This is a genomic window from Actinorhabdospora filicis (assembly GCF_030269765.1).
GTDB lineage: Bacteria > Actinomycetota > Actinomycetes > Mycobacteriales > Micromonosporaceae > Actinorhabdospora > Actinorhabdospora filicis.
The window spans coordinates 256,990-273,281 of record NZ_BSTX01000004.1; the positions used below are offsets into that span (position 1 = coordinate 256,990).

Here is a 16,292-nt window from a genome sequence, read left to right on the forward strand (position 1 = left end):
CGCCGGGTCGCCGGGTCGCCGGGTCGCCGGGTCGCCGGGTCGCCGGGTCGCCGGGTCGCCGGGTCGCCGGGTCGCCGGGTCGCCGGGTCGCCGGGTCGCCGGGTCGCCGGGTCGCCGGGTCGCCGGGTCGCCGGGTCGGGGTTCATGGCGGTGAGAGCGGGGGAACGTCGGGCGCATGCGTCCTGGGGCGCTCGAAGGTCTTTCATGCCCGACTCTGTTGGTGGGGGCCCAGAGCCCGCCCCGCTGGGGCGAACGTAACCGGGGCCACGCGTGGCCTGTCAAACGGTTGATCCGGGAACCTGTGGATAACGGGTGGATTGTGGATAACTCTCGCGCAAAACGCGCTTGCGGATCGCGCAAGGCTGTCTCATGATCTGTCGGGCTCGGCTTCGGCCGCCTTCGCTCGACCCTCGACCCCTGACCTCCGCCCCCGGCTTCCGGGATCTGGATCTCGGGTGCTCGTTCGGGTCGTCGGAGTCGCCGAGGCCGCTGGACCCGCCAAGCTCCACCGAGTCCCTCGGGCCCTCCGGGCAACTTCCGGCGAACTCGCGGTGGCTTGCGCGTGGTCTCCGGGTGGCCGTCGTGTAAGTGGCGGTCGGGGTTTCGGTCCGTACGCTTGTGACCTCGGCAACGGGGGGTGGGCCGGGCCACTCTCGTTCGGCGTTCGCCGGGCGCGCTCGACCAGTGTTTTCGCTGGTAGCGGGGGTGCGGCTGTCGTCGGCCGGTCATGTGGCGTCCACAGTGGCTTAAGAATCCTCGGCGGGTGAGCGCCCTCACCTTAAAAACGCTGGCATACAAGGGCTTGTGGTGGTGTTATTGAAGGGCATCAAGGAACGAACCTCACGCCCCTGGGGGAAACTGAAATGAACGCCTTCTTCTCTACTCGCAAGCAGCTTCGCGCCGAGCGCGCCCACCGTCGGGCCGTCGCTCGCGCCACCGCTCACGTCTCCTCCCAGGCGGTTCGCCGGGAGATGCTGATGTGGAGCACCACCAGCCGCATGGGGATGTAAATCCCACAAGCCTCTACACTCCTCCCTCCAAGGGGCCGCCACCGACGGGTGGCGGCCCCTTTACTACGTTCACCGCGCGTGCGTCGGTGTGCACCTTGGTCGGGTTCCCGCAGCGTGCATGAGAGATGTAGCGTGTACCACTGTTGAAAAATGGCGCAGCGAGGAGGCGCAATGACTGAGCCGACCAATCCGACCGGCGAACCCGGCGACAAGCCGGGCGCCACGCCGCCGGAGGACGTCGACGCGGAGCGCACTACCGTACTGCGCCCCGCCGAGGCGGCCGCTTCGGAGACTTCGGCGCCCGCTCCGGCGGGCGACGACGAGAAGACCACGGTGATCCCGGTCCCTGCGGCGCAGGTGCCCCCCGCGCCGGTGACCCCGCCCACCGCACCGCCCACCGCCCCGCCCGCCGCGCCGGTGACGCCGCCCGCGGCTCCGCCGGTCGCGCCTCCCGCGCCGCCGGTGGCCCAGCCGCCCGCCGCGCCCGTCCCGCCGCCCGTGGCTCCGCCGGTGACGTCCGTGCCGCCGGTCGCGCCCCCGCAGGCTCCGCCGGTGCCTCCGCAGGCCCCGCCGGTCGCTCCGCCCGCGCCTTACGGCGCTCCGGTGCCGCCGCCTCCGGGCGCGGTTCCGCCGCCGGGCTTCCAGCAGCCGCCGGTCGCCCCGGGCTCGGAGGCCACGCAGCCCATCCAGCTGCCGCAGACTCCGTCCCAGGCCCCGCCGCCGCAGCTGCCGAGCGTCCCGACGCCGCCCCCGGGCGCGCCGGTGCCGCCGCCGCCCGCGCCTTACGGTGCCCCGGTGCCGCCGCCGGTCTCGGGTCCGCCGACCTCCGGCGCGCCCCTCGACCCGAACGCGCCCGTCTGGGGAGCCCCCGGGACGCCCGCCGCGACCCCGCCGCAGGCGGCCGCGACGCCCGGCTACCCCGGCGCGTACGACCCCAACCAGCAGCAGGGTGTGCCCGGCTCCTACGACCCGAACCAGTACGGCGGCGCGTACACGCCGCCTCCCGGCGACCCGAACCTGACGGGGCAGCAGCCCGTCACCGGCGTCCCCGGCGCCTACGACCCGAACGCGCCCATGGGCGCGCCGTGGGGTGCCCCGCCCGCGCCGCAGAAGAAGAAGGGCCCGCTCATCGCGATCATCGCGGTGGTGGCCGTGATCGTGATCGTCGGCGGCATCGTCGGCGGGATCCTCCTCTTCGGCAAGGGCGGCTTCGAGACCGGCGACTGCGTCAAGCAGAAGCCCGGCGGCATGGAGGGCGTCGCGGTCGAGTGCACCGAGAAGGGCGCGGGCGTCTACAAGATCGGCGACAAGGTCAAGACCGCCGCCGACTGCCCCGACCCGTCCCTGCCGACGCTGACCGTCGACGGTGACACCTACTGCCTCACCCCGAACGAGTAAGAGCGCTTGGACGAAGCCCCCGGCCGCGTGCCGGGGGCTTCGTCGTGCCCGGGGCGGGGCGGACGGTGACCCGGCGGCCTAGATCAATCCCCGCCCGGATATGGCACCCTTGCCCCATGACGGCCGCCGTTTCCCCGACTCCCCGCCAGGCCCGTGTCCGCGCCGCCGAGCTCACCGGGCGCGGGTGGCTGAACACCGGCGGGAAGGCGCTCACCCTCGCCGACCTGCGCGGCAAGATCGTCCTGCTCGACTTCTGGACCACGTGCTGCGTCAACTGCCTGCACGTCCTGGACGAGCTGCGCCCGCTGGAGCACGAGTACGCCGACGTGCTGGTCATCGTGGGCGTGCACTCCCCGAAGTTCGAGCACGAGCGGGCCGCGGCGACCGTGACGGCCGCCGTCGAGCGCTACGACGTCACCCACCCGGTGCTGGACGACCCGGATCTCACCACGTGGGGCCAGTACGCCGCGCGCGCGTGGCCGACGCTGTCGGTGATCGACCCGGAGGGCTACCTGGTGGCGTCCATGGCGGGCGAGGGCCACGCCGAGGGCCTGCGCCGGATGGTCGAGGAGCTGATCGCCGTCCATGAGGCCAAGGGCACCCTCCACCGGGGCTACGGGCCGTACGTCCCGCCCGCGCCGGCCGCCACCACGTTGCGGTACCCGGGGAAGGCGATCGCCCTGCCGGAGGGGCGGCTGCTGGTCTCCGACTCGTCCCGGCACCGGCTGGTCGAGCTGGAGGCCGACGGCGAGACGCTCGTCCGCGTCATCGGCACCGGCGAGCGGGGCCGCGCCGACGGCGACGCCCCGGAGTTCTCCGAGCCGGCGGGCATGGCGCTGCTGCCGCCGCACGTCGCCGAGATCGCCGGTTACGACCTGGTCGTCGCCGACACGGTCAACCACCTGCTGCGTGGTGTGCGCCTGTCCGACGGGCACACGACCACGGTCGCGGGCACGGGACGCCAGTGGCGTGGCGAGGTCGACTTCGCCGCGCACGACGCGCTGGCGGTCGACCTGTCGTCGCCGTGGGACGTGGCGTGGTTCGGCGAGCGGGTCGTCGTGGCGATGGCGGGCATCCACCAGCTGTGGTGGTACGACCCGGTGAAGCGCACGGCGGGCGTGTGGGCGGGCACGACGGTGGAGTCGCTGAAGGACGGCCCGCTGCCGGACGTGTTCCTCTCGCAGCCCTCGGGCGTGGCCTCCGACGGCGCGCGCCTGTGGTTCGCCGACTCCGAGACCTCGGCGCTGCGCTACGTCGAGGACGACGTCATGCACACCGCCGTCGGCCAGGGCCTGTTCGACTTCGGGCACGTGGACGGCAAGGCCGCCGACGCGCTCCTCCAGCACCCGCTGGGCCTGTGCGTGCTGCCGGACGGCTCGATCGCTATCGCCGACACCTACAACGGCGCGGTCCGCCGCTACGACCCCGCCACGGGCGAGGTCTCCACGGTGGCGCGGGACCTGGCCGAGCCCAGCGACGTCCTCTTCGCCGACGGCCGCCTGCTGGTGGTGGAGTCGGCCGCGCACCGGATCGTCGCGGTGCCGCTGGAGTCGTCGGTGGTGGCCGGTGAGCGGCACCAGGTCAAGCGCGAGGCGATGGACCTGGCGCCCGGCGAGCTGGCGTTCACCGTCGTCTACGAGCCGCCGCCGGGGCAGAAGCTGGACGACTCGTTCGGCCCGCCGACGCGCCTGGAGGTCACCGCCGACCCGCCGGAGCTGCTGCTGGACGGCACGGGCGTCGGCACCGACCTGACCCGCCGCCTGGTGCTGAACCCGGATGTGCCCGGTGGCGTCCTGCAGGTCGTGGCGCAGGCCGCCTCGTGCGATGTGGACGTGGAGAACGCCGCCTGCCACCTGACGCGGCAGGACTGGGGCGTCCCGGTGCGGGTCGTGGACGGCGCGGTGAGGGAGCTGAGTTTGATCCTGCGGGGTTAGAGCCAGCCGTTGCGGCGGAACAGCCACAGCAGCAGCAGGCAGACCCCGGCCATCAGCCCGAGCACGATGTAGTACCCGTAGTGCCAGTTCAGCTCGGGCATGAACGCGAAGTTCATGCCGTAGATGCCGGCGATGGCGGTGGGGACGGCGATGACGGCCGCCCACGCCGAGATCCGGCGCATGTCGTTGTTCTGCCAGGTGCTCACCTTCGCCTGGTGCGCGGTCAGCACCGAGGTGAGCAGGTCGGAGAAGGACGACACGCGCGTGTTGACGCGTTCGGCGTGGTCGGCGACGTCCCGCAGCCACGGGCGGACGGTGCTGGGCAGGTGCCGGATCTCGGCGAGGTCGGCGAGCATGCCGGGCACCGGTCCCACGCCGTCGGCGAACTCCAGGATCTCGCGTTTGAGGAAGTAGATGGAGTCGGTGACGTCCTCGCGGCTGGCGGAGAACACCCGCCGCTCCAGCCGCCCGATGTCGTTGCCGACCTCGTCGGCGATGACCTGGTACTCGTCGACGACGGCGTCCAGGACGGCGTAGACGATGCCGCCGGGGCCGTGCGAGCGCGCCTTCCCGTCCTCCTCGACGCGGGCCCGGGCATGCTCGAAGACGTCGGTGGGGCCGTGCCGGACGGTGACCACGAAGTCGCGGCCGACGAACATGTCGATCTCGCCGAGCTCGATCTGCTCGGTCGCCTGCACCCACTCCACGGTCTTGATGACGAGGAAGAGGGTGTCGCCGTACTCGTCGACCTTGGCGCGCTGGTGGGCCTGCACGGCGTCCTCGACGGCCAGGGGGTGCAGGCCGAAGCGGATCGCGTCGGCCCGGAACTCCTCCATGGTCGGTTCCACCGAGTCGACCCACAGGTAGGCGTCGCCGCCGAGTTCGCGGACGCGCGCGACGGCGGTGTCCAGGTCCGCGCCGTGCTCTTCGGACCGTCCGGCGTGGATCACGACGCACCGCACGGTGGTCTCCATGGAGACCACTAGAACACGGACAGGCCCGTCGCGGTGGTGAACGCGTCGAGAGCCGCCACGCCCGCCACGGAGTTGCCCTGCGCGTCCAGGCCCGGGCTCCACACGCAGATCGCGCCCACGCCCGGCAGGACCGCGAGGATGCCCCCGCCGACGCCGGACTTGCCGGGCAGGCCCACGCGGTAGGCGAACTCCCCGGCCGCGTCGTAGGTGCCGCAGGTGAGCATGACGGCGTTGACGCGCTTGGCCTCGCTGCGGGTGAGCAGGCGCGTCCCGTCGGCGCGGACGCCGTGCCGGGCGAGGAAACCGCCCGCCAGGGCCAGGTCCCGGCAGCTGGCGGCGATCGCGCAGTGCGCGTAGTAGTGGTCCAGGACCGTGGCGACGGGGTTCTCCAGGTTGCCGTAGGACGCCAGGAAGTGCGCCAGCGCCGAGTTGCGGTGCCCGTGCCCGGCCTCGGAGACGGCGACCTCGGCGTCGGTCCCGATGACCGCGCCCGATTCGGCGCGCAGGAACTCCCGGACCGTCTCGGCGGCGTCACCGGTCAGTGAATGCAGCCGGTCGGTGACGACGAGCGCGCCCGCGTTGATGAACGGGTTGCGCGGGACGCCGTCCTCGAACTCCAGTTGCACCAGCGAGTTGAAGGGCGTGCCGGACGGCTCGCGGCCCACCCGCTCCCACAGCCCGTCACCGCCGAGGGCGAGCGTGAGGGTCAGCGTGAACAGCTTGGAGATGGACTGGATGGAGAACGCGCGCTCGAAGTCGCCGACGCCGTGGACCTCACCGTCCACCGTGGCCAGCGCCATCCCGAACGACGACGGATCCGCCGCCGCGAGCGCGGGGATGTAGTCGGCGACGCGTCCACGGTGGAGATGGGGGACGGCGGCGGCCATGGCGTCGGCGATAAGGCGCTGGTAGGGCATGCGGGTAATGGTGCATTATCTCGCTCACCCCTGAGACGGATAGAGGATGTGCCCGATGGACGTGCCCCCGTACACCGGTGAACGGATCGCGCCCCGCCCGATCGACTGCTTCCGCGCCCGCATGCCGCTGGTCGCGCCGGTGGTGATCTCCGCCGTGGCCGTGGGCGTGTGGTTCTCGTGGCCGATGAGCGCGCTCATGTGCCTGGCGATCCCGGGGCTGGTGCTCCTCGCCGTCGCCGACACCCTCGTGAGCGTGCGCGTCGACGCCGCCGGGATCCTCGCCGAGAACCGGTGGACGCGCGCCCGGGTGCCCTGGCTGGTGGCGGGCTCGGTGGATCTGGCGCTCCCGGAGCCGGGGTCGAGGTCCTTCGCGAGGGCGTACCTGACGACCCGGGCGGGCGAGCGCGTCCCACTGGATGTGGTCGTGACCGGCGCGACCCGCGCCTCGGCCGCCGCGCTGGCGGCATGGCTCGCGGCGGAGGTCGAGGCGCGGCGGCCGGAGGGACCGGCCGCGGGCGACTTCGTGGTGGAGAGGCCGGCGGGGCGGATCGCGCTGCGGGTGGCGGGGATCGTGCTCGTGGCGGTGTCGCTGGGGGCGCTGGTCATGCTGTTCGGGGCGTGGCTGGTGACGACGCTGTTCGAGCTGCTTCCGTCCCTGTGACGAGCGTGGTGATCCGCCGCGTGGGGGAGGTCGCGGTCGGCTACCTCTTCGCGTTCGTGCCGATCGTCCTCTTCGCCGTCGCGGCCGGGCTGAACCTTGCGTGGTGGGCCGGAGCGTGGTTCGGCGCGGTCGCGGCCGGGCTGGTGCTGCTCGCGGCCGCCGACGCGCTCGTGTGCGTGCGGCTCGGCCCGGACGCGCTGGTCGCCGAGAACCGCTGGACGCGGGTGCGGGTGCCGTGGGGCGAGGCGGGGAAGGTCGTGACCGAGGTGCCGGGTCTCGTGCACCGGAAGGGCGCCCGGGTGCGCGCGAGGCTCATGACGAGCGCGGGTCCGCTCGCGCTGGACGTCGCGGCCGTGGGCGCGCGTTCGCGGACGGCCGCGTCGGAGGTGGCCGACCGGCTCGACGACGAGGTCGAGGCCCGGCGCACGGCCGCGCGGGGCCGGATCGTGCGCGAACGACCGTGGGGACGGATCGCGCTGCGCGTGGCCGGGCTGGCGCTCGCGGTGGGGCCGCTGGTGGCGGTGTTCGCGCTGGGATTCGTCTTCCGGGCCCGATGAGTGCCGGGACACCCGCGACAGGCCTCACGCCGCACCGGCGGCGGCTCGGGGTGATGGGACCGGTCGTGGTCGCGCTGCTGATCCTGGTCCGGTCCCGGTGAACGACCTCACCGTCACCCGCCGCAACGAGTGCCTGGCCATGCTCCTCGCCCTGCTCGTGTTCGGCGGGGTGTCCGTCTTCATACCGCCGGGGCGGCCGCTCGCGCCGACCGTCTGCATGGTGCTCGGGATCGCGTTGATCATCGGCACCGACGCCCTCGTCGCGGTCCGTTTCACGCCCGATGCCCTGGTCGCGGACAACCGGTGGTCGCGGGTGCGGGTGCCGTGGCACGAGGTGGGCGAGGTCGAGGCGGACGTGCCGTACTCCACTCGCGGGCGGGCGCGGCTGGCGGTCCGGTTGCGGTCGGGTGGTGAGGTGCCGCTGGATGTGGTGCGGGTGGGGTGGCGGATCCGGAGCCGTCGGCTGGATTGCGCGTGGCGGGTGGGGGAGGAGGCCGCCGCGCGGCGGAGGCGGCGGCCCGGCGACGCGTCCGTCACGGTCGAGCGGCGCTGGGGGCGGGTGGTGGCGCGGGGAGCGGGGATCGGGCTGCTCGTGGCGACCGTCGTGTGGGTGGTGCTGCTCAGCTCTCGCGCTGGGTGAGCATCCGGCCGACGACGTTGCCCATGGCGCGGCGGACGCGTTCGTCCTGGTAGCCCTCTTCGGCCAGGGCCAGGGACCAGTGGTAGGTCCCGGCGACGAACATCATGGTGCCGCGCTTGTTGACGCACAGGCTGGTGTTCTGGATGCGGGTGCCGCGGCCGAGGCTGTCGGGGTAGGGGGAGTTCGACAGGAGGACCTGCTGGACGCCCTTGGGGCGGGGCATGTCGGGGTCGAAGCCGTCGGCCTCACCGGCGACGAGGTTGGGGAGCGCGTCGCCGTCCTTGAGGCCGGTGCCCTCCCAGACCCAGTGGTCGGTGTTCTGGACCAGCATCGGCATGGGGTAGTCGAGGATGCCGTTGTACTGGACGCCCAGGAAGCCCTGCTCGGCGGCCTTGCCCTTCTTCTGGAGCTTGCGCCAGCGGATGGTGGGGCCGTTCTCGCCGCCGTCGGGGTCCTTGAGGTCCTTCTCCTTGTAGCAGGTGACGGTGCGGCCCTCGTCCTCCACGCGGACGTGCCAGTACATGCTGTTGGCGGCCAGGAACGCCTGGTGGGTCCCGGCGGCGTAGGCGGCCTCGGCGTGCCGGCGCATCTCGGTCGACCAGTACTCGTCGTGGCCGGCGTAGACCATCGTGGAGTACTTCTCGGGGTCGATGCGGCCCTCGTGGAGGTCGACGCTGGTGGCGTAGGTGACGTCGTGGCCGTGCTCCTCGGCCCAGCGGGCGAAGGCGGCGTCCAGCTCGAACAGGAGCGGGAGGCCGTGCTGGGCGTAGGGGCGGTTGTAGGACACCTTGATCGCCCGGTACTCCAGGCTGCCGAGGACGCCCCGGTCGTCGTAGCCCTTGTAGAAGCTCTTGCCGGTGACCTTGTCCATCGGCCAGATGTTGTACGCCTGGTAGGTCGTGGTCGGCTGGATCGCCAGGATGTCGGAGCCGCGGTCCAGTTCCCGGACGGTGAAGGGGTGGTAGCCGCGGTGGCCGTCGGCGCCGTCGAAGGCGGCGATGTAGATGCCGGACTTCCAGTCCTTCGGGATCTCCAGGCTCCACGTCTTGGGCCAGGGGCAGTTGATGGTGCCGAAGTCCTTGGCGAACTTCGGGACCTCGCACGCCTTCGCCTGCACGGTCGGGCTGGTGGTCATCAGCCGCGAACCGGTGCCGCCGTAGTGGCCGACGCGGTAGATGGAGATCGTGCAGTCGGGGGACGAGGCGTGCGTCGACACGTGGAAGTCGATCGTCTCGCCGCGGCTCACCGAGTCCGTGGACGCCCAGCCCTGGATCTGCCGCTTGAGGTCGTTCACGTCCTTCTTGCCGTTGGCCTTGGCGCGCCAGTCGTGGCCGGCCTGGGCGTTCTCGGGCACGAGGGGGTTGTCGCCGGTGCGGGCGGCGGGACGCATGGGGTAGCGGATCTCCGAGTCGAGCACCTCGTACGCGGCGATGGCGACGGCACCCGTCCCGAAGACCTTGAAGGCCTGACGCCGGGACACGCCCGGCTTCGACGAGCCGAACAAGCGCATGGATCCCCCTGGAACTCACGAAAGCGGCTAGGGAATTGAACTGCCAACAAGGCGAATCGGCAACACCGCCGGTGAATTGGCCCCCAGTCGCAACGAAACCGTGACCAACATGTATACGTCCCCGTGGCAACCTGATCGGCTTTGCCGTGCTCGCGGGTGACGTGGGCTACCTGACCTGGGGCCTTTCCGGACGAACCGGTGCCAACCAGGTGTGTCCCCGGTCATTTTCGCATAATGCCGAATATGGGCAGGCTCACGCGAAGCGCGCATTTCTCTCCGTTTCGCGGCGAACCCCGATGTGCCGGTCGGCGATTCGTGCGGCGGACGGAAAAGCGCCCCACCGGGACCAGCGTCCCGATGGGGCGAAGTGTTACTCCGAGACCGTCGGCGTCAGTACTCGCCACCCGTGGTGCGGGCCCGCTTACGGCGCGCCACGATCACGAAGGCGGCACCGGCGGCCAGGAGGGCCGCCGCGGCCACGCCCATGATGGTGAGGCCCGCACCGGTGGTCGGCAGGCCGCCGCCGTCGGTGGGCGACGGGGACGGGGACTGCGTCGGGCCGGCGGTCACCTTGAAGGTGATCGGCGCGGTGTTGTTCGCCGCGACGGTGTCCGGCTGGCCGGAGGCGACCTTCACGACGCCGTCGGCGCCGATCTTCTCGACGTCGGCGCGCAGGACGAACTCGAAGTCCTTCGTGGCGCCCTTGTCGAACTTGCCGGTGATGACGCACTTGTAGGTCGAGCCCTCGGCGACGCAACCGGCGGGGGCCTTCAAGACCGTCGTGCCGGTCGGCGCGGTGAACGTGACCGTGTAGGACTCGTCGATCGCCCACGGGCCGTTGTTGGTGACGGTGACCTTGGCGGTGGTCTGGCCGCCGACGGTGGTGTCGGGGGTGGTGGCGGCGATGCCGAGGTCGGCGGTGTCCTCGCGGGTGAAGACGGCGAACTCCGCGGCGTTGTCCTGGCCGGAGGAGTCGTCCTCGAAGTGCTCCTCGATGGCCTTGGCCGACACCGACGGGGCCGCCAGTGCGAGCACCGGCTCACCGCCCTCGGGGGTGGCCTTGCCCTCCAGCGCGTTGGCGATGGCCCACGACACCACGCCGCCCTTCAGCTTCGCGCGCGCCGGGGCGTCGGCGTCGACGGCGTAGGCGAGCCCGCCCGGCAGGACGTACTTGCCGTGCCCGGCGACGGTGGCCTTCGGGAGGTCGCACTGGATGGCGCGCTTCTCGCCGTTGTCCTCGTCGGTGAAGCGGCAGCCCTCGGGCAGCTTCGTCACGCGCATGTGCTGCGGCAGCATGATCGAGAACTGCAGGCCCACGGCGGTGGACGCGGAGTCGTTCTCGATGGCGAAGTCGTCGCCGTCGAGGACGCCGGTCTCGCCCGGGCGGACCACCAGGTCGGTGCCGCGCACCCAGACCGCCATGTCGAAGCCCTTGTCGAGCAGGACGGTGGCGGCGAACTCGGAGGAGTTGTCCGCCTCGTCGCGCTCGGGCTGGTCGGCGGTCACCGACACGCTCACCTGGCCGATGCGCTCGGGCGTGTCACCGATCTCCGACACGTTCGAGGTGACGGTGAAGGCCCGCAGATTGCGGATGGAGCCGGGGGCGATGTCACCGAGGTTGCAGGTGCCCGAGCCGTCGCCATTGACCGCGCACTTGGCGGCCAGGTCGGCGGCGAGGGTGATGCTCCCGGCGTCGGTCGCGGCGGGGAGCTTGAAGTGGAGGACGACGTTGGTCGCGGTCACGGTGGAGTCGGCGTTGTTCCGCACGTCCACGCGGAGGTCCTTGCGGCCGCCGTCGAGGGGGAGGCCGACGACGCGGCCGTCGTCACCGTCATAGGCCGGGATCTCGACGCTCAGGTCGACCTGGCCCTCGTCCGCCATCGCGGGGGCCGCGGCCAGACCCGCGATCAGGGCGGCGGCGCCGGCCAGGGAGGCGGCGCGTCGCAGCGCCCGCCGGGAGGGGGTGAAGGGCATTCGGGGTCTCCACGGAGCAGGAGAGATGGGGGTACGCCGGGGTGACGTTAACGGTGCACACGCCGAAGTGGCACGGCTCTGTTGCCACCGAATCGGGTTCGATGCGCAACCGTTACCGGGAAACTCGGCAAGCCGGACACAAGGTCACCCGGGTGGGAGGTGACCCGCACGAGAGGTCACCGGGACCAGTGGCGCCCGGGGCGGGGCGATGGATGTGGCTCGCGTGGGACGGGGAGGGACGCCTGGCGCGGGGCGGGACAGGGGCGGGCCGTGCGTGGCGGCGGGGGCAGGGCTGAACCCGGCCGGACGCCGCTCGGCCCGGAGGCGCGGTGGCATGCCCCGGCCCGCCGGGAAGGCGGCCCCGGGAGACGCGGTGGACCATGCCGCCCGCGACCACCAACCCACCGCCTGCCACCCACCGCCCGGCGGTCTCACAGGATAAGTGCCCGGCGGAGGGCAGGACCTCGCTTACCACCCACTCGGAGATGCGGCGGCACGCCCCGGCCCGCCAAAAGGCGGCCCCGGGGACGAGTGAGGGGCCGGGTCGTGTTCGCCGCTCGGCGCGGAAGGCGCTGCGGACCCGCCACCCGGCGGCCTCGCGGCGTGAGTGCCCGGCGGAGGGCAGGACCTCGCTCACCGCTCGGCCCGGAGGTGCCCTGGCGCTGCGGGACGCGGCTGGCGGCGGGCCTGCCGCCAGCCGCGCGACGGGTGGGGCCGGGATGCGCGAGACGGTGGGCTGGGTGGGCCGGGTGCTTCGGTGGCTCGGGCGGCCTGCGGCAGGTGGCTCGCGGTGGCCGTGCCGCCGGGTCCCCTGCGGGGGTGGGCCGGGGCCGCACGGACTGGTGCTCGGGGTGGCCCCGCCGGGTCTGGCTCACCGTTCGGTCAGCCCCAGCCCCAGCCCGACCCCGGGCAGCGCGTCACCCACCGAACCACCCCGTCAATCAGCAGGGACCCTTCCCATTGCCGCAACATTTCCGTAGGCTCCCGGGGCATGTCCATCGTGCGCGCACGCGTGGCCGTGGTGGCCTGTTTCATCGCCCACGGCGTCCTTTACACCTCCTGGCTGTCCCGGATCCCCGAGATCAAGGGTGAGCTCGGCCTGTCCGAGGGCGGGCTGGGCCTGCTTCTGCTGGCACCGCCGGCGGGGGCGATCGCGGCGATGCCGTTCGCGGGGACGGCGTGCGCGAGGTTCGGCACCAAGCGGACCGCGAGGGCGCTGCTGGTGGCGTACTGCCTGCTCATCTCGCTGATCGGGTTCACCGGCGGGTCGGTGTGGACTCTCGCGGGGGCGCTGGTCGTCGCCGGTGCGGTGGTGGGGGCGTTCGATGTGGCGATGAACGCGCAGGGCGCGACGGTGGAGCGGACGGCGGGCAGGCCGCTGATGGGTGGTTTTCACGCGTCCTGGAGCCTCGGGGCGGCCGCGGGGGCGGCGCTGGGGGGTTTGTGCGCGCAGTACTCGGTGGCGTTGTGGGTGCAGCTGGGCGGGCTGGGGATACTGCTGCTTCTGGTGGCGTGGCCGCTGACGGCGCCGATGCTGCCCGACCGGGAGCGGGAGGGGGACGGCGCGAAGCGCAAGGGGTTCCGGCTGGAACTGCCCCTGGTCCTGCTGGGGATCGTGGCGTTCGCGGGTCTGCTCGCCGAGGGCGCGGCGGCCGACTGGACGGCGGTGTTCCTCAAGCAGGAGCTGGACGCCTCGGCGCTGGTGGCCGGGTGGGGTTACGGGGTGTTCGCGCTGGCGATGTTCGCCGGGCGGCTGGTCTCCGACGTGATCGTGGGGCGGTTCGGGCGGGGCGCGGCGATCGCGGCGTGCGCGGTGGTCGGCGCGGTGGGGATGAGCGCGGGGATGCTGGTCTCGCGGGTGTGGGCGGGGCAGGTCACGTTCATCGTGGGCCTGGCGCTGCTGGGGCTGGGGCTGGCGGTGATCGTGCCGACGCTGTTCGGGGCGGCGGGCGACGGGCCGGGCATCGCGGTGGTGTCGGCGATCGGCTACGCGGGGTGGTTGCTGGGGCCGGTCATCATCGGCGGGCTGGCGGAGGCGCTGACGCTGCCGGTGGCGATGTGGACCATCCCGGCGCTGACGCTGCTGGGCGGCATCGCCGCGCCGCTGGGCGTCCGCGCGCTACAAAGGAAGGACCGCCGAGAGGTCGGCGCGGGAACCCTCGGCTGAGACCTTCGCGGCGTCCATCGCCTCGTCCCAGGTCTGACGGCCGAGGGCCAGGCGCAGCCAGGTCGCCGGATCGGTCTCGATGACGTTCGGGGGCGTGCCGCGGGTGTGGCGAGGGCCTTCGCCGCACTGGACGGCCCCGTACGGCGGGACGCGGACCTCGACGTTGCGGCCGGGCCACTTCTCGGCCAGCACGGTGAGGGTGTCGCGGACGGCGGCGCGCAGCTCGGCGCGTTCGGGGCGCTCACCGGCGTCGATGGCGTCGAGCACGGCGGCGGCGGAGGAGAGATCGCTCACCCGCTGAGGCTAACCGCACATAACAATGACCGATCGACCGATGGCGGCTCCCGCCCCGAACGCCGGGAGACTGTTGCGGGCACCCATGGCCACTCAGCGGTGGGGCCGTGCGGCATAGTGGCCGTCGGATCGATGTAAGGCGACCCTGGAGGCGATGGACGTGGCGGCAGACCGGAAGTTGTCGCGCTTTGTGCGCGGCCTCGCGGCCTCGACGCTGGCGATGCTGGCCCTGGTGGTGGTCCCGGCGACGGCGGCGCACGCCGACCAGGAGATCGGGGTCCAGTTCAGCCCACCGCAGGTGAGCGTGCAGATCGGCGGCCAGAACGCCACCTCCGCGCTCTACCTGGTCAACCATGACGCGGCGCGCACGTTCGCGATGAACGTGCAGGTCAGCATGCAGGGCCTCCAGCAGGTGGCGGGCATGGAGAGCCAGGCCGGATCGGGCTGCCAGGGCGGCGGCGGGAACTTCCAGTGCCAGGTCGGACCGGGGCAGACCGCCCAGATCAACCTGTCGATCGCGCCGAAGACCGAGAGCAACCTCGCCGAGGGGCAGCCGGTCAGCGGCATGGTGAACGTGGCCGTGCAGGCGCGCGACCAGGCCAACCAGGGCGGCAACAGCAGCGGCCAGATGCAGGTCACCGTCACCGGTGGCAAGTCCAAGAACACCGTGACCTCGGTGACCGGCATCATCACCGACGCCAAGGGCGAGCCCCTGGACGCCGTCGACGTCACCATGAAGGACAGCGCGGGCGGCACCTTCACGGCCAAGACGAACGCCTCGGGCAAGTACGAGTTCAAGTCCACGCAGGGCAAGGAGATCCAGCCCGGCGAGCTGACGGTGACGGCCAAGAAGGACGGCTACACCGAGAAGACCCAGACGACCAACGCGGTCAAGGGCACCCCGGCCAACATCAACTTCTCCATGGTCAAGGAGGGCGCCTCCGACGCGCCCAGCCAGGCGCAGCCGGCCGGTCCGTCCGGCAACAACGGCGCCGCGCCCAAGGCCGAGGACGAGGGCTGGGGCACCGGTACGTGGATCCTGGCGATCGTCGGCGTGCTGTTCGTCGTCGGCGGCATCGTCGCCATCGTGCTGCTGCTCAAGCGCGGCAAGAACGACGAGGACGACGAGGACATGTTCTCCGACCGTCCTCCGGCGCACACCCCCAAGGCCGCCCAGACCGGGACGCCGGGCGTGTACGACGCCGGTCCGCGCAGCCCCGTCATGGACGCGCCCACGATGATCCACAACGGGCCGCTGCTGGACCTGGACAACGACGACGACCTGGCGCGCTACGGCTCCGGCGGTTCCCCGACCGGCGGCTTCGGCCCGGCCTACGGCTCGCGCGGTGACAACGCGCCCACGCAGATGTTCGACCCGCGCGACGCGGCCGGACCGGGCGCCCGCGGCGACAACGCGGCGACCCAGATGTTCGACCCGCGCGGCGGGGAGTCCGGCTACGGCCAGCAGGGCGCGCAGCAGCCCGGTTACGGCTCCGACCAGCGCGGTGGCTACGGCGACCAGCGCGGTGGGTACGCCCCCGACCAGGGCGGCTACGGGCAGCAGCAGGGCGGCGGCTACGACCAGCGCGGCCGGGACGCCTACCCCGACCAGCGCGGCGGCTACGGCTCCGAGCAGGGCGGCTACGGCCAGCAGGGCTCGCAGGGCTACGGCGGCCAGCAGCAGGGCTACGGCTCCGACCAGCGGGGCTACCAGCAGGGCGGCTACGACCAGCGCGGCGGCCAGGCCGGTGGCTACGGCCAGCAGCAGGGCGGCGGTGGCGGGTACGCCGACCAGCGCGGCTACGACCAGGACCCGCGCACCGGCTACGGCCAGCAGGGCGGCTCCCAGCAGCAGGGCTATGGTCAGCAGCAGGGCGGCCAGCAGGGCTACGACCAGCGCGGCGGCTACGACCAGCAGCGCGGCTCCTACGGCACCGAGCAGCCCGGCCAGGCCGGGCAGGGCGGCTACGGCCAGCAGGGCGGCCAGCAGTCCTACGAGGCCGACCCGCGTTACGACACCCGGCCCCCGCAGCCGGGCGGGTACGACCAGCGCGACCCGCGTGACCCGGGTTACGACGAGCGCGGCGGATACGACGACCGTCCCCGCTGGTGATCTCGCGCACGGGCCGGGGCGACCCGGCCCGTGTGTTATTCCCCCGAACGGGGGATGAAGCGCCCTACCGTGACGTGGGGGTGACTTTTCCGTCCTCCGGCCGCCGCGCTCCTCGCGGTCGGTGCTTGTACAGTTGACCGCGA

The 16,292-nt window shown here is 72.6% G+C and carries 12 protein-coding genes; 7 read left to right on the top strand and 5 right to left on the bottom strand.

Going from position 1 to position 16,292, the window contains the following annotated elements; all coding sequences use genetic code 11:
• Window positions 1-1,181: 1,181 nt before the first annotated feature.
• On the top strand, window positions 1,182-2,408 hold the full coding sequence (locus QSK10_RS26155) for a hypothetical protein (RefSeq protein WP_285665695.1): 1,227 nt from the start codon (window positions 1,182-1,184) through the stop codon (window positions 2,406-2,408).
• 116 nt (window positions 2,409-2,524) lie between these two features.
• Complete coding sequence (locus QSK10_RS26160; RefSeq protein ID WP_285665697.1) at window positions 2,525-4,342, top strand: NHL domain-containing thioredoxin family protein; 1,818 nt, start codon at window positions 2,525-2,527, stop codon at window positions 4,340-4,342.
• On the opposite strand, the gene corA is transcribed toward QSK10_RS26160, so the two are convergent.
• Complete coding sequence (gene corA / locus QSK10_RS26165) at window positions 4,339-5,316, bottom strand: magnesium/cobalt transporter CorA (RefSeq protein ID WP_285665698.1); 978 nt, start codon at window positions 5,314-5,316, stop codon at window positions 4,339-4,341. The two genes, QSK10_RS26160 and corA, sit on opposite strands and share 4 nt — an antisense overlap.
• 8 nt (window positions 5,317-5,324) lie before the next feature.
• Entirely contained in the window at window positions 5,325-6,233 is a 909-nt protein-coding gene (locus QSK10_RS26170; protein WP_285665700.1) for a glutaminase, read from the bottom strand.
• A 55-nt stretch (window positions 6,234-6,288) separates the two neighbouring features.
• On the opposite strand from QSK10_RS26170, the gene QSK10_RS26175 reads away from it, so the two are divergent.
• The 3 genes from QSK10_RS26175 to QSK10_RS26185 all read left to right on the top strand — a co-directional run bounded on the left by QSK10_RS26175 (window position 6,289) and on the right by QSK10_RS26185 (window position 8,091).
• Window positions 6,289-6,894, top strand: a complete 606-nt coding sequence (locus QSK10_RS26175) for a hypothetical protein (protein ID WP_285665701.1) — start codon at window positions 6,289-6,291, stop codon at window positions 6,892-6,894.
• Window positions 6,895-6,902: 8 nt separating this feature from the next.
• Complete coding sequence (locus QSK10_RS26180) at window positions 6,903-7,451, top strand: hypothetical protein (RefSeq protein ID WP_285665704.1); 549 nt, start codon at window positions 6,903-6,905, stop codon at window positions 7,449-7,451.
• Window positions 7,452-7,548: 97 nt separating this feature from the next.
• A complete protein-coding gene (locus QSK10_RS26185; protein ID WP_285665706.1) occupies window positions 7,549-8,091 on the top strand; it encodes a hypothetical protein in 543 nt (180 codons plus the stop codon).
• On the opposite strand, the gene QSK10_RS26190 is transcribed toward QSK10_RS26185, so the two are convergent.
• Entirely contained in the window at window positions 8,072-9,601 is a 1,530-nt protein-coding gene (locus QSK10_RS26190; protein ID WP_285665709.1) for a N,N-dimethylformamidase beta subunit family domain-containing protein, read from the bottom strand. The two genes, QSK10_RS26185 and QSK10_RS26190, sit on opposite strands and share 20 nt — an antisense overlap.
• 390 nt (window positions 9,602-9,991) lie before the next feature.
• Window positions 9,992-11,575: an LPXTG cell wall anchor domain-containing protein gene (locus tag QSK10_RS26195; protein WP_285665711.1), complete on the bottom strand. Its 1,584-nt coding sequence runs from the start codon at window positions 11,573-11,575 to the stop codon at window positions 9,992-9,994.
• A 991-nt stretch (window positions 11,576-12,566) separates the two neighbouring features.
• Between QSK10_RS26195 and QSK10_RS26200 the strand changes: the two genes are divergently transcribed.
• Window positions 12,567-13,742: an MFS transporter gene (locus QSK10_RS26200; protein WP_285665713.1), complete on the top strand. Its 1,176-nt coding sequence runs from the start codon at window positions 12,567-12,569 to the stop codon at window positions 13,740-13,742.
• On the opposite strand, the gene QSK10_RS26205 is transcribed toward QSK10_RS26200, so the two are convergent.
• Entirely contained in the window at window positions 13,695-14,036 is a 342-nt protein-coding gene (locus tag QSK10_RS26205; protein ID WP_285665715.1) for a sterol carrier family protein, read from the bottom strand. The two genes, QSK10_RS26200 and QSK10_RS26205, sit on opposite strands and share 48 nt — an antisense overlap.
• Before the next feature lie 154 nt (window positions 14,037-14,190).
• On the opposite strand from QSK10_RS26205, the gene QSK10_RS26210 reads away from it, so the two are divergent.
• Window positions 14,191-16,149 carry a carboxypeptidase-like regulatory domain-containing protein gene (locus QSK10_RS26210; RefSeq protein ID WP_285665716.1) on the top strand — a complete coding sequence of 653 codons (1,959 nt, stop codon included), beginning with the start codon at window positions 14,191-14,193 and terminating at the stop codon, window positions 16,147-16,149.
• Window positions 16,150-16,292: the final 143 nt, after the last annotated feature.